Origin of the sequence: Streptomyces sp. cmx-4-9 (genome assembly GCF_046548835.1) — a bacterium.
Taxonomy (GTDB): Bacteria; Actinomycetota; Actinomycetes; order Streptomycetales; family Streptomycetaceae; genus Streptomyces.
Genome location: NZ_JAEBEE010000004.1, coordinates 469,853 through 491,092, shown reverse-complemented (window position 1 = coordinate 491,092; position 21,240 = coordinate 469,853). Strand labels below are relative to the sequence as shown.

19 protein-coding genes and 1 pseudogene are annotated in these 21,240 nt (G+C 70.0%); 10 read left to right on the top strand and 10 right to left on the bottom strand.

The features are described from left to right. Nucleotides 1–77 precede the first annotated feature (77 nt). Complete coding sequence (locus ACLJTM_RS15930) at nucleotides 78–674, bottom strand: hypothetical protein (RefSeq protein ID WP_411104212.1); 597 nt, start codon at nucleotides 672–674, stop codon at nucleotides 78–80. Between the two features lie 342 nt (nucleotides 675–1,016). Continuing rightward, entirely contained in the window at nucleotides 1,017–1,490 is a 474-nt protein-coding gene (locus tag ACLJTM_RS15925; RefSeq protein WP_411104211.1) for an SPW repeat protein, read from the bottom strand. Between the two features lie 149 nt (nucleotides 1,491–1,639). On the opposite strand from ACLJTM_RS15925, the gene ACLJTM_RS15920 reads away from it, so the two are divergent. The 3 genes from ACLJTM_RS15920 (at nucleotide 1,640) to ACLJTM_RS15910 (ending at nucleotide 4,273) form a co-directional block, all read left to right on the top strand. Next, nucleotides 1,640–2,107, top strand: a complete 468-nt coding sequence (locus ACLJTM_RS15920) for a hypothetical protein (protein WP_411104210.1) — start codon at nucleotides 1,640–1,642, stop codon at nucleotides 2,105–2,107. A 244-nt stretch (nucleotides 2,108–2,351) separates the two neighbouring features. Next, nucleotides 2,352–2,873, top strand: coding sequence for a DUF4142 domain-containing protein (locus tag ACLJTM_RS15915; protein ID WP_411104209.1), 522 nt, complete (start codon nucleotides 2,352–2,354; stop codon nucleotides 2,871–2,873). Between the two features lie 164 nt (nucleotides 2,874–3,037). Then, nucleotides 3,038–4,273 (top strand): PP2C family protein-serine/threonine phosphatase, encoded by a 1,236-nt coding sequence (locus ACLJTM_RS15910; RefSeq protein ID WP_411104208.1) that lies wholly within the window; start codon nucleotides 3,038–3,040, stop codon nucleotides 4,271–4,273. Between the two features lie 86 nt (nucleotides 4,274–4,359). On the opposite strand, the gene ACLJTM_RS15905 is transcribed toward ACLJTM_RS15910, so the two are convergent. The 4 genes and pseudogenes from ACLJTM_RS15905 to ACLJTM_RS15890 all read right to left on the bottom strand — a co-directional run bounded on the left by ACLJTM_RS15905 (nucleotide 4,360) and on the right by ACLJTM_RS15890 (nucleotide 6,995). Next, nucleotides 4,360–4,662, bottom strand: a complete 303-nt coding sequence (locus tag ACLJTM_RS15905; protein ID WP_411104207.1) for a hypothetical protein — start codon at nucleotides 4,660–4,662, stop codon at nucleotides 4,360–4,362. A 661-nt stretch (nucleotides 4,663–5,323) separates the two neighbouring features. Further along, a pseudogene (locus ACLJTM_RS15900) lies at nucleotides 5,324–6,100 on the bottom strand (class I SAM-dependent methyltransferase). Between the two features lie 39 nt (nucleotides 6,101–6,139). Beyond that, on the bottom strand, nucleotides 6,140–6,550 hold the full coding sequence (locus ACLJTM_RS15895) for a VOC family protein (protein ID WP_411104206.1): 411 nt from the start codon (nucleotides 6,548–6,550) through the stop codon (nucleotides 6,140–6,142). 241 nt (nucleotides 6,551–6,791) lie between these two features. Further along, entirely contained in the window at nucleotides 6,792–6,995 is a 204-nt protein-coding gene (locus ACLJTM_RS15890; protein WP_030325187.1) for a cold-shock protein, read from the bottom strand. Between the two features lie 545 nt (nucleotides 6,996–7,540). Between ACLJTM_RS15890 and ACLJTM_RS15885 the strand changes: the two genes are divergently transcribed. The 5 genes from ACLJTM_RS15885 to ACLJTM_RS15865 all read left to right on the top strand — a co-directional run bounded on the left by ACLJTM_RS15885 (nucleotide 7,541) and on the right by ACLJTM_RS15865 (nucleotide 12,423). Continuing rightward, nucleotides 7,541–8,797 carry a PP2C family protein-serine/threonine phosphatase gene (locus tag ACLJTM_RS15885; protein ID WP_411104331.1) on the top strand — a complete coding sequence of 419 codons (1,257 nt, stop codon included), beginning with the start codon at nucleotides 7,541–7,543 and terminating at the stop codon, nucleotides 8,795–8,797. Nucleotides 8,798–9,131: 334 nt separating this feature from the next. After that, entirely contained in the window at nucleotides 9,132–9,695 is a 564-nt protein-coding gene (locus ACLJTM_RS15880; protein ID WP_411104205.1) for a papain-like cysteine protease family protein, read from the top strand. A gap of 10 nt (nucleotides 9,696–9,705) precedes the next feature. Beyond that, the gene (locus ACLJTM_RS15875; RefSeq protein WP_411104204.1) at nucleotides 9,706–10,665 is read left to right on the top strand and encodes a hypothetical protein; all 960 of its coding nucleotides are present in this window, start codon (nucleotides 9,706–9,708) and stop codon (nucleotides 10,663–10,665) included. Between the two features lie 268 nt (nucleotides 10,666–10,933). Further along, a complete protein-coding gene (locus ACLJTM_RS15870; protein WP_411104203.1) occupies nucleotides 10,934–11,242 on the top strand; it encodes a hypothetical protein in 309 nt (102 codons plus the stop codon). A gap of 122 nt (nucleotides 11,243–11,364) precedes the next feature. After that, entirely contained in the window at nucleotides 11,365–12,423 is a 1,059-nt protein-coding gene (locus ACLJTM_RS15865; protein ID WP_411104202.1) for a helix-turn-helix transcriptional regulator, read from the top strand. On the opposite strand, the gene ACLJTM_RS15860 is transcribed toward ACLJTM_RS15865, so the two are convergent. Further along, nucleotides 12,414–13,394 (bottom strand): SDR family oxidoreductase, encoded by a 981-nt coding sequence (locus ACLJTM_RS15860; RefSeq protein ID WP_411104201.1) that lies wholly within the window; start codon nucleotides 13,392–13,394, stop codon nucleotides 12,414–12,416. The two genes, ACLJTM_RS15865 and ACLJTM_RS15860, sit on opposite strands and share 10 nt — an antisense overlap. Before the next feature lie 224 nt (nucleotides 13,395–13,618). On the opposite strand from ACLJTM_RS15860, the gene ACLJTM_RS15855 reads away from it, so the two are divergent. Together ACLJTM_RS15855 and ACLJTM_RS15850 are read left to right on the top strand one after the other, a co-directional pair. Continuing rightward, entirely contained in the window at nucleotides 13,619–15,928 is a 2,310-nt protein-coding gene (locus ACLJTM_RS15855; RefSeq protein WP_411104200.1) for a molybdopterin-dependent oxidoreductase, read from the top strand. A 135-nt stretch (nucleotides 15,929–16,063) separates the two neighbouring features. Continuing rightward, nucleotides 16,064–16,615, top strand: coding sequence for an EF-hand domain-containing protein (locus ACLJTM_RS15850; RefSeq protein WP_411104199.1), 552 nt, complete (start codon nucleotides 16,064–16,066; stop codon nucleotides 16,613–16,615). A 120-nt stretch (nucleotides 16,616–16,735) separates the two neighbouring features. On the opposite strand, the gene ACLJTM_RS15845 is transcribed toward ACLJTM_RS15850, so the two are convergent. The 3 genes from ACLJTM_RS15845 to ACLJTM_RS15835 all read right to left on the bottom strand — a co-directional run bounded on the left by ACLJTM_RS15845 (nucleotide 16,736) and on the right by ACLJTM_RS15835 (nucleotide 21,078). Beyond that, on the bottom strand, nucleotides 16,736–18,853 hold the full coding sequence (locus tag ACLJTM_RS15845) for an MMPL family transporter (RefSeq protein WP_411104198.1): 2,118 nt from the start codon (nucleotides 18,851–18,853) through the stop codon (nucleotides 16,736–16,738). 159 nt (nucleotides 18,854–19,012) lie between these two features. Further along, nucleotides 19,013–19,660 (bottom strand): DUF402 domain-containing protein, encoded by a 648-nt coding sequence (locus ACLJTM_RS15840; protein ID WP_411104197.1) that lies wholly within the window; start codon nucleotides 19,658–19,660, stop codon nucleotides 19,013–19,015. Nucleotides 19,661–19,716: 56 nt separating this feature from the next. Beyond that, complete coding sequence (locus tag ACLJTM_RS15835) at nucleotides 19,717–21,078, bottom strand: LGFP repeat-containing protein (protein WP_411104196.1); 1,362 nt, start codon at nucleotides 21,076–21,078, stop codon at nucleotides 19,717–19,719. Between the last annotated feature and the right edge of the window lie 162 nt (nucleotides 21,079–21,240).

Sequence of the window (21,240 nt, the reverse complement as noted above, 5' to 3'; positions counted from 1 at the left end):
TCTCGCTCCCGCCGTTGCCGCGATCACACGCCCGCCGCCGTACGCACGGGTCGGCGGGCCCTTGCGGCTGGTGCGGCTCAGCAGCCGGGATGAGGCCAGCGGTCGCTGGAGGGCAGGTGCGGTGACAGGTCGCGGGCACGCTCCCACATGCCCCTCGCCTGCTCTGCCGGGCGCTGCTGCTCGCCGTGCAGGGCAATGAGGACGAGGAGGCCGCCGGTCAGCGCCGGGACCAGCCACTGCGCGTAGGACAGGTGCTTCTCCGCCTTGCCGGTGTCGAAGGAAGCGGCGGCCTCCTCCGCGTCCTGAGGGTCCTGCGACGACGCGAGTTCGATCTTCTTGCCGAGCATCCGGGCGTAGGCCGTGGCAGCCAGAGCGGCGCCGGTCAGGACGGTCTTGGCCAGCGTGGACGCTGCCACTCCCTGCTGGGTGGCGACCCGGGGTGCGTTCACGGCGAGCAGCCCACTGGCGCCGACCAGGTGGGCGCCGATCGCCGCCGCATTCACCGGCGTCCACTTCGCCCAGCCGTCGCTGGCGATCCGGGCATTGTCCCGCCAGCTGTCACTGTGGCCCTTGGCGGCCCCGTTGAGGCCGACCGCCCCCATGAGCGATCCTCCGAACCAGGCGGCCAGGCCCACATCGTGCAGGCTGCGCAGGACGGTGTTGCGTTCGGACATGGCAGGGCTCCTCCATCGGGTCGGTGCGCACGCCGGCAAGGGCGCCGACGCTACGGTCACCGTCGCCCGCCGTCGGGGGTCCCGCGAGGGCAACTGGGCCGTACGGCCGCGACGCCGTCGGGCGGTAACGCTTCCCCGCGGTTCCGGGCGCGGACGAGGCGCCGCGCTGGTGTGCGGCGAACCGACCCGATCGACCGACCCGGTCGACCAACCCGATGGACCGACCCGATGGACCGACCCGGTCGGAGCACGCCCATGGCAGAACTCCCGCATCCGTCAGCGTGCGACGGAGGCGGGAGTTCCGCAGCCATACGGCGTATGCGGAGCGGCCGGCGTGGGTGTTCAGTGGGTGCCGGGCATGGGTCGGCGGGTGCCGGGGCCGTGGCGGTTGGTGTCCTTGTCGCGGGCGGCCGAGGCGGCGGCGAGGGCCAGGAGGGTGGCGATGACGCCGGTGATGAGGTTGCTGGTGATCGAACGGGTGTGGGCGACATCGCCGGCGACGACCCACGGGGCGACGCAGGTCCAGATGCCGATGGCGGCCGCGGCCCAGGCCATCGAGTGGGTGCGCTCGTAGGAGTTGCCCAGGCCGCCGAGCAGGAGCATGTAGGCGATGCCGGCGATGAGGTTGGTGACGGCGAGGGTGGTGAAACCGTTGAAGCCCGCGATCCACGGCGATGCGGCGAGGTAGAGCCCGGTCAGCAGGGCCAGGGCCTCGACCATCTGGGCTCGCGGGGTCGCGGCCGCGCGGTCGTGCCGGGCGCGCAGGTCCATCAGGTCCGGGTGCTCTTCGATCGGAGCGCGGTGGGTTGACGCCATGATGACCTCCAGAGAAGGAGCGGTTGCCCGCATATGGCCTACCCCTAAAGCCAAAATAAATAGATATGAATGGGGACAAATCTCTCTAGTTTGATGTCGATACGGTCAAGAGCCGGGTCCCTGGACGACATGGCGGGCACGGGAGGGCCATGTCCGTAGTCCACGCACGTCCCCGAAGCCCGTTCCCACGGTCCGCCCGCCCCGCCGAGGCAGCCGCGCCGCGGGTGCGGCGCGGACGGCGCGCGGGTATCGGCACACGGCTGCGGCGCAGGATCCGCGCACACCGCGACATCGACATCCTCCCCTCGCACATCCCCGGTGACGGAGCCGCGGCCGGCGGCCGGAGGTGCCTGCTGCTCGTTCGCTTCCGGAAGGTCGTCGGGCAGATCCACTACCGGGCCTGCACCTCCTGCGGTGAAGGCGTGATCACCGCCGTCGACATCGACACCTCCTACGAGTCCATAGGGGCACGCCTGCATACCAGCGCCCTGTCCCACCTGCGGTTCCGCCACCCCGATCTCACCTGGCACCCCACGAACACGCGCCGCGGCCTCCGCTACCGCCCCCTGAGCCGTACCGAGCGGCCTGGCAGCAGGTGCATGCATCCGGCGGGATAGCCCGTCTTCCGGAACCGGAGACCGCATGGGGGCGGTCGGCTCGCTCACTCCGTGGCCGAGACCGGGCCCCCCGCCGGCCCGGGGCACCTCACCGGGCGCACGCATTCGGGCAGGCCACCCTGGTCGCCGCCCCGGTCGCCGCCCGGGAGCCTTGGCGTGTGGTTTGTTCCCAGACGGGATGGACAGGCGCCAGGTGCCGCGGTCTTCCCGGCCCGTTCGGGCCGCCCGCGGGCCGGGAGGAACCATGCGTGCAAGAGTGTTGACGATCGCCGTGTTCACCGCTTCCCTGGCATGCTCAGGCGTGGCGGCAGTGGCCGCCGCACCGGCTCCGGACAGCCCCGATGCGCGTTTCGTGCAGATGGCCCACCAGAGCAATGCGGCGGAGATCGCCGCCGGTCAGGACGCCCAGAAGAACGCGACCACCACCTGCGTCAAGCAGGCCGGCGCCACCCTCGTCAAGGACCACACCAAGCTCGACGCGGAACTCGCCGCGTTGGCAAAGAAGGGTGACGTCTCGCTGCCGGGCACCCCGACCCGTGAGCAGCAGACCGTACTCGCCGAGGTCCGTTCGAAAGCCGGCAGCCCCGAGTACGACAAGGCGGGGCTGATGGCTCAGGAAGCGGGCCACACCAAGACGCTGACGCTGATCGACCAGCAGATCAACCAGGGCAAGGACGCCGACACCACCGCCGCGGCCAAGAAGGCCCGCCCCGTGGTCGCCATGCACCTGGAAATGGTCCGCGGTGGAACCTGCCACACCATGTGACAAGGACAGCGGACTCCTGTCGAGGGAGCGCAAGGGCGGTGAGGCGGACTCGTCCTCTCGGTCGGCCACCGCGGACTCCGGTCCGTCGTGAGGCAGGGGGCCTGACCACCCTCGTATGGAGGCGCATGCTGGGAGGGGGCATCCACGGCTTGGAGGATGAGGACGTGGACCGGCCATCGGACATGCTGAAGATGCTCACCCGCATCCTGGACGACGGGCACCTGCGTTCCTTCGACCAGCTGCCGGCCCTGGTCGCCGGCCATGCCGACCAGGCCGGCTTGGAGCACGTGCGGATCTTCCTGGCCGACCTGCGCGAGCAGGTCCTGCGGGAGGTGACCGGCCGCGGCATCGACGCTGCCGAAGGCGGCGAGACACTCCCCATCGAGAGCACCCTGCCCGGCCGCGTGTTCACGACCATCCGCGCCCTGCCCGGCCCAGAGGCCCCGGGAGGCGCGCTGCGCAGATGGTGGGTCCCCATCCTCGACGGAACCGAACGCATCGGTGTTTTGGGCGCCGGCCTCGCCGACGGTACCGAGCCGGACCAGCTGAACACCCTGGCCTCCCTCGTGGGCCTGCTGGTGGTCGGCAAACGGCCCCACAGCGACGCCTACCCCCGCCTGGTACGCACGGAGGCGATGAATCTCGCCGCCGAACTGCAGTGGAACCTGATGCCGCCCCGCTCCTTTGCCAACCCGGGTGTGGCGGTCGCCGCGGCGATGGAGCCTGCGTACGAGGTCGGCGGCGACGCCTTCGACTACGCGATCGCGGGCGACCAGGTGCACCTGGGCATCTTCGACGCCATGGGCCACGACAGCCACGCCGGGCTCGCCGCGAACCTGGCGGTGGCCGCCTGCCGCAACGAACGCCGCCAGGACACCGATCTGGCCACCACCAGCGAACGCGTCGAGAAACGCCTGATCGAGCACTTCGGGCACACCACCTACGTCACCGCCGTCCTGGGAGACGTCAGCGCCGACACCGGACTCTTCAGCTGGATCAACCGGGGCCACCACCCGCCCATCCTCATCCGCTCGGGTCGCTGGACCACCACCCTGTCCTGCCCGCCCGCCCATCCCCTGGGCACCGACCTGGGGCTCCCCGTCACCCTGTGCCGCGAGCAGCTGGAGCCCGGCGACCGCATCCTGCTCTACACCGACGGCATCACCGAAGCCCGCGACCGCTACGGCCGCCCCTTCGGCATGGACCAGTTCACCGACTTCGTCATCCGCCACCACGCCAACGGCCTCCCCGTCCCCGAGACCCTGCGCCGACTCATGCAAGCCGTCCTGGACTACCACGACGGACGCCTGGCCGACGACGCCACCGTCCTGTGCCTGGAATGGCACGGCCCCAGCCGCAACAAGCAACTCCGCCCCACGGACCCCGAACCCCCCGCATGACCGGCCCCCGCCACTGCCGCGCCGGCATGGCAAAGTCTCGGACGCGCCGCGCATACAGTCCGGTCGTCCCGCCGCGAGCGCGCCGGCTATCGGACGTTCTCCTGTCCGATCGCGCGGAGGACATCGGAGAGCCAGACCAGGTGGTGGCCCACGGCTCGGTCCGGGTCGGCGAGCAGGCCTTCAAGGTGCTGCCAGGACTCGGAGAGCTGCCCGATCGTGATCGTTCTCGGTTCGTTGGGGACGTCGTAGAGTTCATCGCCCGGAACAGACCAGAAGTAGTCGCGTTCGAGCGCCACAGTCCTGCCGGTTGACGCTTCGATGTGTCGCAGTGCCAGCTCGAAGGCGCGCCGGAGCCGATCAAGCGGGATCTGCAGAGGTTCCCTGTCCATGCGCACATTTTGTCGATCAGGGCCGTCGGGCCGAAGCGAGGGGTTTGGTACGGCCCTGCATGCGGCCAGGAGCACGGCCACCGCGTGATCACGGCAGGTTGTGTGGACTCCTGAAGATCGTGCGGTGCCCACGGGTCGTAGCGTAGACCCAGCCCGCCGGTCGGCGATGTTGGACCAACTCTCAAGCCGGATCGCCAGGCGGTTCGGGCGGGTTGAACCGCGGACCACCGCCCGCGCGTACCTCCTCGGAATGCCCTCCGGCATGAAGCCGAAGACCTGCTGGGGGCTTTCCGCACAGGGTGGTCACGCTCGTCCCGGGCCGGTGCAGCGTCTGCTGCGAAGTGCCCCGGCACGCCGATGCGGTCCGTGGCGAAGTGCGCGCCACGCCGTCAACCATCTCGGCAGCGTCGGTGGGGTGCTGATCATCGACGAGACCGGCTTTCTGAGGAAGGGCCGGTCCTCGGCGGCGGCGCAGCGGCATACACCGGTAGTGGCGCGACGTGCACGGCATCCACCGAAGCCGGGTCGCCGGGGCGGGCGAGGGAGCGGTCACCGGAGGGTGATCAACGGAAACCTGTTCCGGGCTACGCGCCTGCGTCTTCCGCGGCACCGTCATCGTCGCCCCGATCCGACTCTGGCTCCGCTCGTGATCCGCGACTCGCTAGTCGTCTGAGCCGGTGGCCGAAGGCGGCACCTGTGCGACAAAGAACAGAAAGCAGGGTTTGGCCGAAAGGTCGTGGAGGCCGTCGGGGAAGAGTTCACGGGCGGCCGGGTCGGGCTGCGGCTCGCTGATGGTGGAAAGGCGGAAGCCGGCGGTGGTGAAGGCATCGGTCATCGCGTGCAACGGCTTGCGCCAGAACTTCATCGGGACGGTCTGCCCGCCGAACGTCCAGTCGAAGGTATAGCTGGTGGTCGCGAAGTAGTCGGGCCGAGGTTCCTGGATCGTGTAGGCCACGAACGGGTGGTCCACCGACGCGATCAGCCGGCCGCCGGGCCTGAGCACGCGCCGCAACTCGGCGAGCGTCGGCCCCCAGTCCTCCAGGTAGTGCAGGACCAGCGAGCAGACCACGTCATCGAAGGCGCCATCGTCGGAGGGCAAGCGGTCGCGAAGGTCGACCTGGTGCACGTCCGCGTCGTCACCGAGCCGTCGCTTGGCCAGTTCCAGCATCCCTGCGCTGGCGTCTATGCCAGTGACGACGGCGCCGCGGTCGCGCAGTGATGCGGAGCGGAGAGGGGGCCGGAGCCGCAGCCGGCGTCCAGGATGCGGCGGCCGGCCACGTCTCCGGCGAGGTCCAGCATCGCTGGCCGCGTAGTAGGCATTTACGAGGCTGTACTCGTTCTCCGCCGAGTACGCCTCGGCGAAACTGTCGTAGTCATTCACCCGGGCCAGATCCGCAGACCGGGCAAGGCGCTCGGGCACATCGGGTAAGCGGTCCATCGTCGCAGCCTAGTAGCCACAAGATCGGCCGGACAGGCCCTAGTCGCGGATGGGCCAGACCGGGCCCTGCTCGGTCCAGGTGACGCCCTTGTTGCGGCACAGGCAGAAGGGGTGGCCGATCGGGTCGGTGTAGACCCGCCAGCCGTAGCCGTTCGGGCCGATGAAGTCTTGCCTCAGCGTCGCGCCGAGGTCGAGGACGCGGCGATGCTCGGGCTCGATCTCGTCCACTTCGAAGTCGAGGTGGAACTGCTTGGGGTGCTCATGGTCGGGCCACTGCGGAGCGCGGTAGTCGTCCACCCGGATGAATGCCAGCTCGATCTCGCCGAACCGGATGCCGGCCCAGTCCTCGGAACTGCCTTCCTTGATCGGACGGCCCGTCACCTCGGAGTAGAAGGCCGCCAGCTTCATCGTGTCCGGGCAGTCGATGATGAAATCCGTGAGTCGCAGCATCCTTCGATCTTGCCACAGGCTGCCACCCGGTTGGCCGCCGCCCGCATGCGACACATGGCGGGACGGGGACCGCTACAGGCGAGGGCCGCGCGTAGGCGCGCGGCCCTCGACCGGATGCAGGTTCCTACCCGCCCCGCCGGAGATGGCTGTCCGGCCTGGCACTGGTCGGGGCGGCCGTCAGCGGGCTGCCCCGGAGGCAGGCGAGGCCGATCAGGGTTACCGCCGGCAGGGTGGGTGGAGGTCAGGCCAGGTTGATGTTCTCGGCCTGGGGGCCCTTCTGGCCCTGGGTGACGTCGAACGTCACGGTCTGACCCTCCTGGAGCTCGCGGAAGCCCGAGGAGTTGATCGCGGAGTAGTGGGCGAAGACGTCAGGGCCGCCGCCGTCCTGGGCGATGAAGCCGAAGCCCTTCTCCGCGTTGAACCACTTCACAGTTCCCGTAGCCATGTCTCATGCCCTTCCAGTCGATGAACGCCTCCCGCACCCTGCGGAAGGCGGAGGTGATCGCCCTGGTTCCTGCGGCACAGCACAGCAAAACACCCACGCCGAAGGCGTGGGCAAAGGGAACTTCCGAACCACGACAGCTGACCCAGACGGTACACGCCCGCACATCCTGTCACCAGAGGAGACCCGCCGGCGTGTTCCAGCCGAGGCTGCCGGCCCTCGGCCGGACGCGGGCGCTGGCGTACGGTCTCAGGCCGCGCCCGACGCCGCCTGCCGCGTCGCCATCCGCGAAGGAAGCGGCATGATCAAGCGGCTTCGGGCCGGGCGCAGGGGCCAAAGGGAGGCCACGCGGATCGGCCGGGCCGCCGGGCCCGGGGGGTCTCGTGGTGGAATTGGCCCGTCCCGTCCCGCGGGGCACGGACTTTCGTGCGTCCGGGACAACAATCCGTCGAGGCATCGAGGAACAAGGGGTCGCTGTGACCGCAGGAGAGCCGGACGGCGAGCAGAGGTCCCATCCGGGTGCGGGTGGAAGCAGCCGGCGCGGGACGATGACCTTGGGCGGGATGCTGGAAGCTGCGGAGACCGCTGCGCCCGTGGAATCGCTCGACGTCGTCGCCCGCCTGCTCAAAGACCACCTCGGGGCCGCATCGGTGTCCTTCCTCATCACCGACTTCAGCGGCAGCTCGGTCGTTCGGCTGGGAGCCGCGGACAGCGTCGAGACCGATGAGCCGGCCCAGCGCATCCCGCTGAAGGGCACCCTCTACGACGACGTGATCCGCAGCCAGCAGCCGAAGGTCGAACGCCGAGGCGCAGGGCAGCACGTGCGGGTCGTCGCCCCCGTGACCAACCGTGGGGATGCCCTCGGACTCCTGGAGCTGTTCCTGCCCGCGGCACCGGACGCGGACGTGATGCAGGAAATCGGCGAGACCGCGCACGCACTCGCGTACATCGTCATCGCCAACCGGTCGCACACCGACGTCTACCAGTGGGGCCGGCGCACCAAGCCGTTGAGCCTGGCCGCCGAGATCCAGCACCGCCTGCTCCCCGCGTCACTGGCCTGCGAGGCCGCGCAGTTCGCGGTCGCCGGGGCTTTGGAACCGGCCGACCACGTCGGAGGCGACACCTTCGACTACGTCATCGACCGCGACACCGTGCAGCTCTCCGTCACCGACGCCATGGGCCACGACGTCGGCGCCGCGGTGCTCGCCACCCTCGTCGTGGGCGCTCTGCGGCGGGCCCGGCGGGCGGGCGCCGACCTCGTCGAACAGGCCCACCAGGCCGACCAGGCCATGCGCGACCACGGCCGCAGCGGCTACGTCACCGGTCAGCTGCTGCGCATCAGCCTGCTCGACGGCCGGACCGAGTTCATCAACGCCGGACACCCGTGGCCGCTACGGATGCGCAACGGGGAAGTCGAGGAGATCGTTCCGGAGATCGATCCGCCGTTCGGCCTCAGCCTCCACGGACCGAGGGCCCACGACTACCGGGTGCAGACACTCGACCTGCGTCCGGGCGACCGGCTGATCATGCTGACCGACGGCATGCTGGAACGCAACGCCGAGAACCTCGATCTGCCCGAGCTGATCATCCGCACCCGCGCACTGCACCCCCGGGAAGCCGCCCGCACTCTCATCAAAGCGATCGTCGACGCCGGCGACGGACACCTCGACGACGACGCCACCGTCATGTGCCTGGACTGGCACGGCGTTCACCACTCCGACCGGGACGCCGCCACCGGCGCCGACCTCACCAACGCCTCACCACTGCAACGAAAGGACCCCGGCTCCCTTCCGGTGACTGAGTGACCGGGGGGTCCCCCGAGCCGAGGTCCCCGCGCAGGACCGACCGGGCCGGGCAGACCGCGTAGGGAGCCTTGACGTGCGACGGTGGCGCGAAGGGAGGCCCCCCGGCCGTTACCGCCATCACGTCTTCCGTGCTCCGCCATGCGTCTTCCGTCCTCCGCCATCCGCCATCCGTCATGCGTCATGCGTCATGGCCGCATCAGCTCATGAGACGACTAATAGTCGATGCGGGCTACTTCTCCGCACGTCGTCCATGTGCCGCAGACATGATGCGCTGTCATATTCCTGCCAGATTGCCCCGTTCATCTCGTTGTACCCATCTGGGGAAGGCAGGAAAATGGGCAGGTTCAGGTACGGAACCACGGCGTCGGCCATCGCGCTGGCCGCCTTGGGATCGCTCGCGGCCGCGGGGGGCACAGCTCACGCGGAAGCGGGCCAGGACACCATCACCATGCTGAAGCAGGAGAAGTCCCAGTGGTGCTGGGTCGCCTCCGGGCTGACCATCGCCAAGTTCCAGGGGTTCGGCTCCACGCAGACGGACTTCTGCAACCGGGCTCAGCCCTCCTACGGCTGCAACAACCAGCCCGCCACGCTCGACGACATGGCCAAGGGCTGGAGCAGCCTCGGCATGACCCACACCGGCACCGGCCTGAGCAGCGCGGCCACGTTCAACCAGGTGTACACCGACGTCAAGGCGGCCCGACCGATCGGTGCCCGCATCGGGTGGACGTCCGGCGGCGGCCACATGAACGTGGTCTACGGCTTCGACACGTCGAACAACACAATCGCCGTGGCCGACCCGTGGCCGGACACCACCACCTACACGTGGTGGAACTACAACGACTACGTGAGCAACAGCTCGTCCAAGTGGACCCACTCCCGCATCGGTATCTCCCGCTAAGGCAGGCCACATGCGCGACACCAGCAACACCAGCAACACCAACAGCACCAACAGCACCAACAGCACCAGTGGCACCAACGCGACCAGAGACAGCGACGGCGCCCATGCGCCCGGCAAGCGGGCGGGCGCGCGTTCCTCCCGTCTGTCCCTCCTCACGGCCGCGGCTGCATCCGCGCTGCTGTCGGTCGTCGGCCCGGCGCACGCGGCCCCGGTCAAGGACCCGCTTCCGGCTGACATCCCCGACTACCAGGCCGCCCTCGACGCGGTGAAGTCCACTGACGTCCGCAACGCGGTATGCCGTTTCCTGCGTACTCCCGTGCCCACCGGCGACGCCGGCGGTCCGGTGCAGACGATCCCCGAAACAGCCGAACCGTGCCAGTCCCTCCCCGTCTTCACTATTAAGGACCCGGTGGCACTGAACGAAATCACCCCCGGGTTCGTTGCAGGCACCGCCCAGCCACTGCCCACCGAGGCGGTCAAGCTGACGCAACTGGTCTCCTCGCTCAGCACCACCGTCAACGGCCGAAACGCCACCGTCATGCTCGCCCCCACCCAGGGTGGCGGTTGGCACCTGGCAGCCGTGCGCGACGGTGACAGCGACGCCACCTACGCCGGCCAGGCGACCCTCGGCACACTGGTCTTCAGCGAGCCGCAGATCCGCGGCTGGTACCGCCTCAAGATCACCACGGTGGAACCCCTGAACGACCAGGCTCGGCAGGGACTCGGCGGCCAGGCTTCGGTGTCACTCGGCGATTACCAGAAACTGGTCAAGGCCCGCTACGCCGACAAGCTGCCCGGTTCCGCGTACGACTCCACCGGCTATTCCAGCGGCTACAGCCTCGCCCGTACGGAGGACGACGCCGACGCCCCGGCCTCCGCCCTGCTCCTCGGCGGCGGTTCCAGCGCGGCAGTAGTCCTGGCCGGCGGAGCCCTCGTGCTGCGCCGGCGCCGACGCGCAAGCACGCACTGAACCCCACCCCGGACCGCCACCCCGGACCGCCCCTCCCGGTCCGTCCGTCCAGCAGCCGACCGGGACGGAGCGGGGGGCGCGGTCCGGCCGTCGCAGAGGGGATGCAGGCGAGCCGGTCCGACTCGCCTCACATGGCCGACTACGGAACCGCACCGTCGCCGCCACGCCGCCACGGCTACGGCCTCCGCAAGCCGTGTCCCGCCTACTGCCGACGCAGTGCGCGGCACCCATGTCGGGCGCTGTCGGTGGCACCGCCTACTCTCCTCCCATGTCGGTCAACATTGATCTCGCCTTCACCGTCACCGGTGTCAAGGATGAGCCGCAAGCACAGGAAATCGTCCGCGCCCTGGAGGAGTTGTTGCGCGAGGAGTCCCTCGCCCTTCAGGTGTCCCTGGGGGTCGCCGTGGACGACGACGGCGCGTTCTTCGTGTCCGGGGAGTCCGACTTCCCGCTCGGGATCAGCCGCTTCTACCTGTGGCAGCCGCACTTCGAAGGGCTTTTCGCAGCGACCGTCGCGGAGGTGGCCGCCGATGCGCGGGCGCAGGTCCAGTGGGGCTACCCCGACGAGGAGTACTGACCGTCCCAGTCCCCCGGCGCCTGCCCGTGCACTGCCGTGCCGTGCCGTGCCGGCCGGTGTCCGGGGGCTCTCGGGAGCGGTTGTCGGCAGGTTGAAGCAGGCGAAGGAGGTGCTGTCGAAGGATGCGTGCTGCCCGTCTGATCCGGATGGCGCTCCTGATCCAGTCGCACCCTGGCCTGACCGCGGCCGCTCTCGCCCGTGAGCTGGAGATCTCCGAACGGACCGTGATCCGCGACGCTCAGGCGTTGCAGGAGGCCGGCGTCCCCGTCCGGTCGGAGAAGGGGCGGGTGGGCGGGTACTTCCTTGCCGCGGGGTACCGGACCCGGCTCACCACGCTCCACCCGAGTGAGGCGGAGACGCTCTTCCTGTCCGGCCTGCCCGCTGCGCTGCAGGATCTGGGGCTGTCGGACGCGGCGCAAACCGCCCGGCTGAAGCTGACCGCGACCCTGCTCCCGTCGGTGCGCCAGGCCGCCGAATCCTCGGTACGCCGCTTCCACCTCGACGCCCCGGCCTGGTTCCGGGAGCCCGCCACCCCGGAACTGCTTCCGGAGCTGGCCCGCGCGGTGTGGGCGGACCGGATCGTCCAGGTGTCGTACGTACGGCCGGGCCGGGACGGCGCACCGTCCTCTGCCGTGACGCGGGTGGTGGAGCCGTACGGGCTGGTGCTGAAGGCCGGTACCTGGTACGCCGTGGCCCGCATCCCCGATGAACGGGAAGCGCAGGACGGCGGCTGGCGAACGTACCGCGTCGACCGGATCACCGCCCTCGACTCCGTTCCCGGAGCGCACGAGCCGTTCGTGCGCGACCCGGCCTTCGAGCTGGGCGCGCACTGGGAGGCCCGGTCGGCTGCTTTCGCCCGTACCCTGCTGCGCACCACCGTCACGGTCCGGCTGACCGGCCGGGGGCTACGGCAGTTGCCCGCCGTCGTGGACGGGGCTGCCGTCGCCGATGCTTTCGCCTCCGCGGGCGCCCCGGACCCCGTCGGCTGGGTCACCCTCGACCTGCCGGCGGAATCCGAGGACGTCGCCTTCGACCAGCTGGCCCGGCTCGGTGCGGAGGTGGAGGTGCTGGCCCCGGCTCGCCTGCGCGCCCGCTTCCGTGCGCGTGCCGAGGCCTTGGCCACCCTGTACCGGGCGGACCCCCGGGAGGCGGAACCCGAGGGCGGCGAGGATCAGCGGTAATCGTCCGCGGAGCCTTCCTTGCCGCCGTGGATGACGTCCTCGAAGTACGCCCAGGCGTCCGGCTGGCTTCCGTCCACGTCCGTCACCCCGTACACCTTGGCGAGTTCCCCGCTGGACGTGGACGTGCCGTTCCACCGCTCCGCGCGGTCCGGGTCGGCGGCCAGCGCCGCGACCGTACGGGCCAGGTAGCGCGGGGACTCCGCAATCGCGAAGGTCGGTTCCTGGGCGATCGCGTCCCGCCAGTTCTCCTCGCTCACCCCGAAGTGGGAGAGCATCTGCTCGGAGCGCAGGAATCCCGGCGAGACGGCGACCGCCGTGCCTCCGTACTCCGCGAGCTCCTGTCCCAGTCCGAACGCGAGCCGGATCGGGGCGTTCTTCGCCAGGTCGTAGTAGATGTTCTCGCGATAGCGGCGGTTGGAGTGCGCGGTCCCGTCGGTGACCTCCACGTGCAGGGGCGCGTCGGAACGGATCAGGAGCGGAAGCAGCAGCGCCGCCGTGATCACGTGTGAGCGCGCGCCGAGTTCCAGGATCCGCAGGCCGTCAGCGAGCGGTGTCTCCCAGCTCTTCTTCCCGAACACCGCGTCGGACAGGAGGTGCTCGCCGCCCCACAGGTCGTTGACGAGGATGTCGAGCCGGCCGTGCTCCCCGTCGATCCGCTCGACGAGCGCGCGTACCTGGGCTTCGTCGAGATGGTCGGTGGGAACCGCGATCCCGGTGCCGCCGGCCGCGGTGACGAGTTCGGCGCTCTCCTCGATGGTCTCGGTGCTCCGGCCGACTTCGCTGAGCCGGGTCCGGGTGGTACGGCCGGTGACGTACACGGTGGCACCGGCCCGGCCGAGCTCCACAGCCTGGGCCCGTCCCGCCCCGCGGGTGGCACCGGCCACGAGCGCGACCCGCCCGGCGAGCGGACCCGCCGGGCCGGCGTGCGCGGTGTTCTGCATGGTGGGGGTGATGGCGTCTTCGTTGCTCATGTCATCCATCGTTCATGCCAAAACTGACAGAACCCGTCACCTTTTACGACCGACCCGCGAAGGGAGTCTCCGCTACGGAACGGAAGGGCCCCGCCTCGGCGGGGTTGGGGGGCGGGCCAGGGGGGAAGTCTCCGTCCCGCAGAGCGTCGGCTGACGAGGAGCCCCTGTGGCGCAAGCGCCGTCGTCCGACAGCAGGGGGAATTCCGGGGATGGGGTGATGCGTGGTGGAACGACGCATGTCGGTGGCGACGCACTGGGGCAGTTTTGTCGCGGTCGTCGATTCCGGCAGGTTGGTGCGCATCGAGCCGACGGGTGATGACCCCGCGCCGTCGCCCATCGGCCCCGGAATGGTGACAGCGGCCGACGACAGCGCTCGCGTGATGCGCCCCGCGGTGCGCAAGGGCTGGCTGAACGGCCTGCCCCGCGACCGTGACACGGCCAGAGGCGCGGACGCCTTCGTGGAGGTGAGCTGGGACGATGCGATCACGCTGGTCAGCGATGAACTTCGTCGGGTGCGTGCAGAGCACGGGGACAGCGCGGTGTTCGGCGGGTCCTACGGCTGGGCGAGTGCGGGCGCGTTCCACAACGCGCAAGGGCAACTCCATCGGTTCCTCGCGCTGGGCGGGGGCTACACCGACTCCCGCAACACGTACAGCACCGCGGCTTTGGAGGTCATCCTCCCCCATGTGATCGGCGGGCATCCGTGGAGCTACCAGTCCCGGATGCCGATGTGGGACGAGATCGCCGAGCACTGCGAGCTGGTCGTGGCGTTCGGCGGGCTGGCCCTCAAGAACAGCCAGATCAACCCGGGCGGGCTGGCCAGGCACCAGACGCAGGACCTGCAGCGCCGGTGCCGTGCGGCCGGGGTGCGGTTCGTGAACGTCAGTCCCCTCCGTAGCGATGTCGCGGGTTTCCTCGACGCCGAGTGGCTGCCCGTCGTCCCCAACACCGATACCGCCGCGATGCTCGGCATCGCCCACACCATGCTGGTCAACGGGTGGCACGATGAGGACTTCCTCCGCCGGTGCTGCGTCGGCTTCGACCGCTTCGCCTCCTACCTGCTCGGCGAGCTCGACGGCGTCCCCAAGGACGCTGCCTGGGCTGCGGGGATCACGGGAATCAGTCACGACGTGATCACCGACCTCGCTCGCCGCCTCACCACCCAACGGTCGCTCATCATGGTCAATTACGCCGTTCAGCGGGCAGACCACGGCGAGCAACCGATCTGGATGTCCGTCGTGCTGGCCGCGATGACGGGTTCGATGGGCCGGGCAGGCTGCGGCTGGGGCGCAGGTTACGCCACGATGGACGCGACCGGCGTCGCCCCGGGGCGCCCCTCCGTGGCGTCGATTCCCGCGGTCCCCAACCCCGTTCCGGATTTCATCCCGGTCGCCAGGATCGCCGACACCCTGCTGCATCCGGGAAGGACCATCGACTACGACGGCCGACGGCTCACACTGCCCGAGCTCCGCCTGGTCTACTGGTGCGGAGGCAATCCGTTCCACCACCACCAGGACCTGCACCGGTTGGCCCGGGCCTGGCAGGCCCCCGACACGGTGGTGGTACACGAGGCCTGGTGGAACACCACGGCCAAGTTCGCGGACATCGTCCTCCCCGTCGCCACCGGCTTGGAGCGCGACGACTTCGCGGCCGGATTCTCGGACCCCCACCTCGTCGCGATGCCGAAGGTCCGCGCGCCGGAGGGCGAGTCCCGCACCGACCATCAGATCTTCGCCGCCTTGGCTTCCCGGCTCGGGTACGAGCAGGAGTTCACGGAGTCGCGCTCCGAGATCGAATGGGTTCGGCACCTCTACGAGCAGACGAGGGCCGGGCTCGGCGACGATGCCGCCTTGCCGGACTTCGACGACTTCTGGCGACGTTCCACCGCCGAGCTGCCGGCACTGGTCGGACCGTTTCCCGGGAGCTTCCAGGCGCTCCGTTCCGATCCGCAGCGTTTCCCCCTGCCGACGCCGTCGGGCAGGATCGAGATCTTCTCCGAGGAGATCGACGCGTTCGGCTACGACGACTGCGCCGGGCATCCGAGGTGGTACGAGCCGGTGGAGTGGCTCCGTGCCGGTCTGTCGAACCGCTTCCCGCTGCACCTGATCTCGAATCAGCCCGCATCACGCCTGCACAGCCAGTACGACAACGGTGGCCACAGCCTCGATTCGAAGATCCGTGGCCGTGAGCCCGTGACGCTGAATCCGTCGGACGCCGCAGCGCGCGGCATCGAGGGCGGCATGGTCGTACGCCTCTACAACGACCGGGGCAGCTGCCTCGCAGGCGCAGTCCTGTCTGACGACGTCATGCCAGGTGTCGTACAGCTGTCCACCGGCGCGTGGTGGGATCCGGTCCGGCCGGGCCTCAGCGGGACATTGGACCGGCACGGCAATCCGAACGTCCTCACGGCGGATAGGCCGTGCTCACGCCTGTCCCAAGGGCCGAGCGCTCTCAGTGCGCTGGTCGACGTCGAGGTCTACGCGGATCCCCCGCCGGATGTGCTCGCCTTCTCGCCACCCGGCCTCGAACACTGACACGAGGGGTGCCTGCCGCCTCGGGCGCGTTTCCGGGTACGTCCTCGTCAGGCGCGTGGCGGGCCGGCCGGTCCGCCCGGGGCCCCTCCACCCGCGGTTTGCGTCTGCGTAACGGCATGAATACTGTGCGCTGTCATGACTGCACTGCAAGACCGCAAGTACGGCCAGTGGTTCAAGGGCGCCGATGTCGACGGCGACGGATTCATCACCCAGCGGGACGTCCGCATGATGAGCGAGCGCTACATCGCCGCCCGCGGGGCCGGGCCGGACTCCGCGTCGGGCCGCCTGCTGACCCAGGGGATGGACGGGTTCTGGGCGAACGTGATCGCTCCGATGGATCAGGACGGCGACGGGAAGGTCGACCTGCGGGAGATGACCGAAGGGTTCAGGCAGGTCCTGACCGACCCCGCCCGGTACCCGGACCAGATCGAGCCGGTGACCGACTGCTTCTTCGACCTGGCCGATCTCAACGGAGACGGCAAGATCGATCAAGCGGAGTTCCAGCAGATGTACGACATGGTCGCCGGCGTACCCGGGGAGGATTCCGCAGCGGTCTTCGCCGCTCTGGACCGGGACGGCTCCGGTGCGCTGGACCGCGCCGAATTCCACCAGGCGGTCACCGAGTTCTTCTACGGCAACGACCCGGACGCTCCGGCCAACCACCTCTTCGGCAGGTTCGCTGACTGACGCCCCACCAGCAGGCCGGGGCCCGCACGCCCACACCGCTGTCGGTGTGGGCGTGCTGCGTGAAGGCCTGCCGCGCGCAGCCCGAGGGCGGGCCCGCACGGTGCGGCGGTGGCCTTTCGGCTACCGGGTGCCGGTGGCGCCGGGGTCGGCCGGGGCCGGCTGGCTCCCGCGGGACAGGGCGCCGGGCCACCAGCTGCGCGGTCCGATGTCGATCACCAGGGCCGGCACCAGCAGGGATCGAACGACGAGGGTGTCGAGGAGGACACCGAAGGCGACGATGAAGGCGATCTGGACGAGGAAGGCCAGGGGGACGACCGTCAAGGCGGCGAAGGTGGCCGCCAGGACCACGCCGGCCGAGGTGATGACCCCGCCGGTCGTGGTCAGGCCACGGAGCACTCCCCGGCGGACGCCGAGGCTGAGGGACTCCTCCCGTACGCGGGACATCAGGAAGATGTTGTAGTCGACGCCGAGCGCCACGAGGAAGACGAAGCCGTACAAGGGGACGGAGGCGTCCGTGCCGCTGAAACCGAGCAGGTGCTCGAAGACGAGTGCGGACACGCCCAGGGTGGCGAGGAAGTTGAGTGCGACGGTCGCGACGAGGAGCAGCGGGATCAGCGCAGAGCGCAGGAGCAGGACGAGGATGAGCAGGATGATGCCGAGAACGATCGGGACGATGAGCATGCGGTCGCGGACCGCGGTCCGTTCGGTGTCGTACTGCTGGCCGGTGTAGCCGCCCACCTTCGCGTCTGCGGCCTCCACCGCGTGGACGTTGGTGCGCAGGTCGGCGATGGTCTTCTTCGCGGCGTCGCTGTCTGCGGCGGCTTCGAGCGTGGCGTCGATCCGGATGCGGCCCCCGACCACGGCGCGCTCGCCGCCGGGCTGTCCCGAGGCCGTGCGCACCGCTGCCGAGGCGACGCCGTCCGTGGCCTGGGCGGCCTCCTGCACTTCGGCTGCCTTCGCTGCGTTCGCGATGATCACCGCGGGTTGGCCTGAACCGCCGGGGAAGTGCTGCCCGAGCGCTTCCTGTGCGGCGACCGAAGGGGCGTCCTTGACGAAGATCTCGTCCAGGGGCACGCCCTTGGCGGACAGCGCCGGGGAGAACGCAGCGAGGACGAGCAAGAGCAGCGCGGTGGACGTCCACACCCGGCGCGGCGCCCTGTCGATCACGGCCGCGACGCGGCGCCACAGCCGGTGGCCTTCCTGCGTGGCGCCGCCGGCCTTGGGCGCGGCGGGCCAGAACGCGGTCCGGCCGAGCAGGACGAGTACGGCGGGCAGGAAGGTGAGGGTGGCCAGGACGGCACAGGCGATGCCGATGGCGCCGACCGGGCCCAAGGCCCGGTTGTTGGTCAGGTCGCTGGCGAGCAGCGCGAGCAGGCCCAGCGCCACGGTCGCAGCGCTGGCGGTGATCGCCCCTGCCGAGCGGCGGACGGCCGCGAGCACCGCGGCCGTCCGGTCGCCGCGCGCGGTGAGTTCCTCACGGAACCGCGCCGCCAGCAGCAGGGCGTAGTCGGTTGCTGCGCCGATGACCAGGATGGACAGGATCCCCTGTACCTGACCGTCGACTCGTACGATGCCGCGGTCGGCCAGGGCGTAGACGACGGCGCAGGCCAGGCCCAGGGCGAAGACCGCGCTGATGATGATCATCAGGGGCAGCAGGAGGCTGCGGTACACCAGCAGCAGGATCAGCAGTACGGCTCCGAGAGCCACGCCCAGGAGGAGCCCGTCGATGCCGGAGAAGGCGTCCGCGAGGTCGGCCTGGGTGGCGGCAGGCCCGGCGATCTGCGCGCTCAGCCCCGGGACCGAGCCGACTGCCGTCCGGACTTCCTCCAGGACGGCCGGCAGTTCGTCACCGAGGTCCGGGGCGAGCGGAGCTACGGCTTGCAGTGCTGCGCCGTCCTGGGAGCGCACGGCGGGCGAGGGCGGCCCCGAGACGCCGGGCTTGCCCGTGAGCGTGGCCACCGCGCGGCTCGCGGCCTGCTCCTGGGCGTCGGTGACCCGTTCTGCGTCGTCGGCCTGCCAGACGATGATCGCGGGCACCGACGCGGACCGTTCGAAGGCCTTGCCGGCGGTGAGGACCTGGGTGGATTCGGCGCTCTGCGGAAGGAATGCCGCCTGGTCATTGGTGGCGACCTGCCCCAGCTTGCCCGCGTACGGACCGAGCGTCGCTCCGATGCCCAGCCAGACCACGAGCAGGGTGACCGGCACCAGCCAGCGGATCCATCGCGATGTGCCCGTCATGAACCAATCCTCCACATCACTCAACCATCGAGTATCTCAATGAATGAGAGATCATATGCTGTGGAGAGGCACGCCGACGACACCCCTCCCCCCATGCCGCCGGCAGGCGTTCGGCGGGCTTGATGCACATCAGGCATGGGGTCGGTGCGCAGCGCCATGTCATGCGGGGGTCGGGGGCAGGCACGGTGAGGGCCAGTCGGGGTCCCAGCGCCAGGCAGACCACGTCGCAGCGTGCGCGAATACGCCCGTGCGGCCTTCGGCCATTGCCAGGACCTGGCTCCGTGCGGCCTCCACCTCCCGGTGCACGGCGTCACTGACGATGCCGAGCCGCCGCACGTGGGCGTACTCGTCCTCGTCCTTCCATGTGCACCGGTCCAGGCCCGGCGCGATGACCAGGTCGACGGCCAGGTCGAAGGTGTCGAACCCCGCTTCGGTGCGATGGGCGGGGTGCTCGAAGTTCACGTACCAGTTCCGCAGACCGGAGGCCGTGTAGAAGGCGTTGACGCTGAACCAGGCCTGCGGGGGCTTCCACAACAGCACCTCGGTCTCCTGCCACCGCGCCGCAGTCAGCGCCCACTCCCCCGACGCCAGCGCGTCGAACGGCGCCAAACGGCCCGCCCCGGTGCTGTCCGCGCGGGTCGCCGCGTACGGAGTCGGCCACAGGACCTCCGCCCCCGGCGCACAGGCCGTGACCAGCGCCTCCGGCGTGTCCGCGATGACCCGTTGGGCCTGGGCGCTCCACACCCGGCCCCGGTACACGTCCCGCCGGACGACCGTCTCCCCGGTACCGAAAGGCTGATTCCACATCCGGCCACCCCGCTCGTCCTACGGGAGGGTCGGACGCGCCGACCCTCCCGGATGGATCAGTTACAGGTCATGTTGCCGGGGGCGTGGTCGGGGTCGGTCCGGTGGCAGGAGTGCTGCGGAGCCGTCAAATCACCTACGCCGGTCTGCCATACGGCGCCCTGCCACAGGGCCTGCGGTGCGTCGGGCCGCTCCAGGAGGCGCGGGTAGCGCAGGACTTCCCAGGACGGGAACCTGTCCTTCACCGCCTGGACGTCGAAGCCGGTGAAGTTCCTGTTGTTGCCGTCGTATCCGTGGGGGTACACGAAGAACGTCGCGTTGATACGGCCGAGGTCGGCGAGGCTCGATCCCGGTACGTCGGCGAACGAGTTGACCGCCGACACGTCGACCCGCAGGCCGCCGTCACCGTAGGGCTCCACCCAGTATTCGTTCTGGGGAGCCCGGTCGTCCTGGACGACCTTGGCGTGCTGGGTGCGCACGAGCGGTTTGGCATTGCGGCACGGCAGATCCCCGACGCAGGAGCGCTCCACGTAGACGCCGACCTGACCCGTGGCGGTGTCCCAGGCGAAGACCACCTTGGAGCTGGCCTCGGGTTCGGTGCTCCACAGGCGGTGGTTGCCGATGGAGTGGTTGACCGGGTTGCCGTCGTCGCCGATGTAGCCGCGTACGACGACGATGCCGCGGTCCGGGCCCTTGGGCAGCAGCGTCGCGCTTTCGTTCAGGTCACCCGGGGTGGGCCTGCCGTCGAAGAGCTTGGCTTTCGCGCGGGGAATCAACGGGTTCGGGGTCTCGTTCGGCGACCATCGGATGGGGCCGTGCTCGAACATCTGGGTGACGCCCTCCTGCTGGAGTTCGTCGGTCACGGGGTAGCCGTACACCCCGCCTTCCCAGCCCGCCTGCCCCCAGCGCTGGCCGATGAGGCCCCAGACCGGGTGGACGCCGTTGGAGCGCGTCGGATGCCAGTAGAGCGAGCCGCCCTGGAACACCTGGCGTTTACCGGCGCCGTCGGGGAGGGGCAGTTCGTCGCTGGTGGGGTAGCCGAGGGAGCCCTTCTCCCACCCCATGGCGGCCCACTTGTCGCCGATGAGTCCCCAGACGGCGTGGGCGTCGGTGGAAGGGCTCCAGTAGATCGAGCCGCGCTCGAAGTGGTGGAACCGGCCCACCCCGTCAGGAGCGGTCAGCTCGCCGGTCCGGGGGCAGCCGAGGGTGTCCCGGTACTCCCGGTACTTCTCCAGGATGCGGCCCTGGACGATGTGGCCGCAGATGTGTTCCGGCTCCGGCCCGGCGGCGGAGGCGGTCGCCGGGAAGAGGACGGAGCCGGCGAGAAGGACGGTGAGCAGGAGCGAGATGTTCGCTCCCCGTCCGCGGGCTCGACTTCGGCTTCGTCTGCGGGGGGTTGAGTGTGCTTCGATGGCGTTCACCCGAGCGATTTTCGTGCACATGCCAACAACATGACAGTGCCCTCAAAGCCAAGGGTGAGTCGGGATACCGACCTCCGGCCAGCTGCTTCACGAGCGAGAACCGCCGAGGCCTCACGGGCGCGATGCGCGACGCCCTGGCACAGTGGCCGGCGGCGCTGCCCG

Bases quoted from the DNA above. Each gene is read 5' to 3' on its own strand.
- ACLJTM_RS15860 (WP_411104201.1), bottom strand. From the start codon at position 13,394: ATGAGCAACGAAGACGCCATCACCCCCACCATGCAGAACACCGCGCAC.
- ACLJTM_RS15840 (WP_411104197.1), bottom strand. From the start codon at position 19,660: ATGTGGAATCAGCCTTTCGGTACCGGGGAGACGGTCGTCCGGCGGGAC.
- ACLJTM_RS15905 (WP_411104207.1), bottom strand. From the start codon at position 4,662: ATGGACAGGGAACCTCTGCAGATCCCGCTTGATCGGCTCCGGCGCGCC.
- ACLJTM_RS15915 (WP_411104209.1), top strand. From the start codon at position 2,352: ATGCGTGCAAGAGTGTTGACGATCGCCGTGTTCACCGCTTCCCTGGCA.
- ACLJTM_RS15920 (WP_411104210.1), top strand. From the start codon at position 1,640: ATGTCCGTAGTCCACGCACGTCCCCGAAGCCCGTTCCCACGGTCCGCC.
- ACLJTM_RS15865 (WP_411104202.1), top strand. From the start codon at position 11,365: ATGCGTGCTGCCCGTCTGATCCGGATGGCGCTCCTGATCCAGTCGCAC.
- ACLJTM_RS15875 (WP_411104204.1), top strand. From the start codon at position 9,706: ATGCGCGACACCAGCAACACCAGCAACACCAACAGCACCAACAGCACC.
- ACLJTM_RS15885 (WP_411104331.1), top strand. From the start codon at position 7,541: ATGACCTTGGGCGGGATGCTGGAAGCTGCGGAGACCGCTGCGCCCGTG.
- ACLJTM_RS15925 (WP_411104211.1), bottom strand. From the start codon at position 1,490: ATGGCGTCAACCCACCGCGCTCCGATCGAAGAGCACCCGGACCTGATG.
- ACLJTM_RS15895 (WP_411104206.1), bottom strand. From the start codon at position 6,550: ATGCTGCGACTCACGGATTTCATCATCGACTGCCCGGACACGATGAAG.
- ACLJTM_RS15930 (WP_411104212.1), bottom strand. From the start codon at position 674: ATGTCCGAACGCAACACCGTCCTGCGCAGCCTGCACGATGTGGGCCTG.
- ACLJTM_RS15845 (WP_411104198.1), bottom strand. From the start codon at position 18,853: ATGACGGGCACATCGCGATGGATCCGCTGGCTGGTGCCGGTCACCCTG.
- ACLJTM_RS15850 (WP_411104199.1), top strand. From the start codon at position 16,064: ATGACTGCACTGCAAGACCGCAAGTACGGCCAGTGGTTCAAGGGCGCC.
- ACLJTM_RS15870 (WP_411104203.1), top strand. From the start codon at position 10,934: ATGTCGGTCAACATTGATCTCGCCTTCACCGTCACCGGTGTCAAGGAT.
- ACLJTM_RS15890 (WP_030325187.1), bottom strand. From the start codon at position 6,995: ATGGCTACGGGAACTGTGAAGTGGTTCAACGCGGAGAAGGGCTTCGGC.
- ACLJTM_RS15880 (WP_411104205.1), top strand. From the start codon at position 9,132: ATGGGCAGGTTCAGGTACGGAACCACGGCGTCGGCCATCGCGCTGGCC.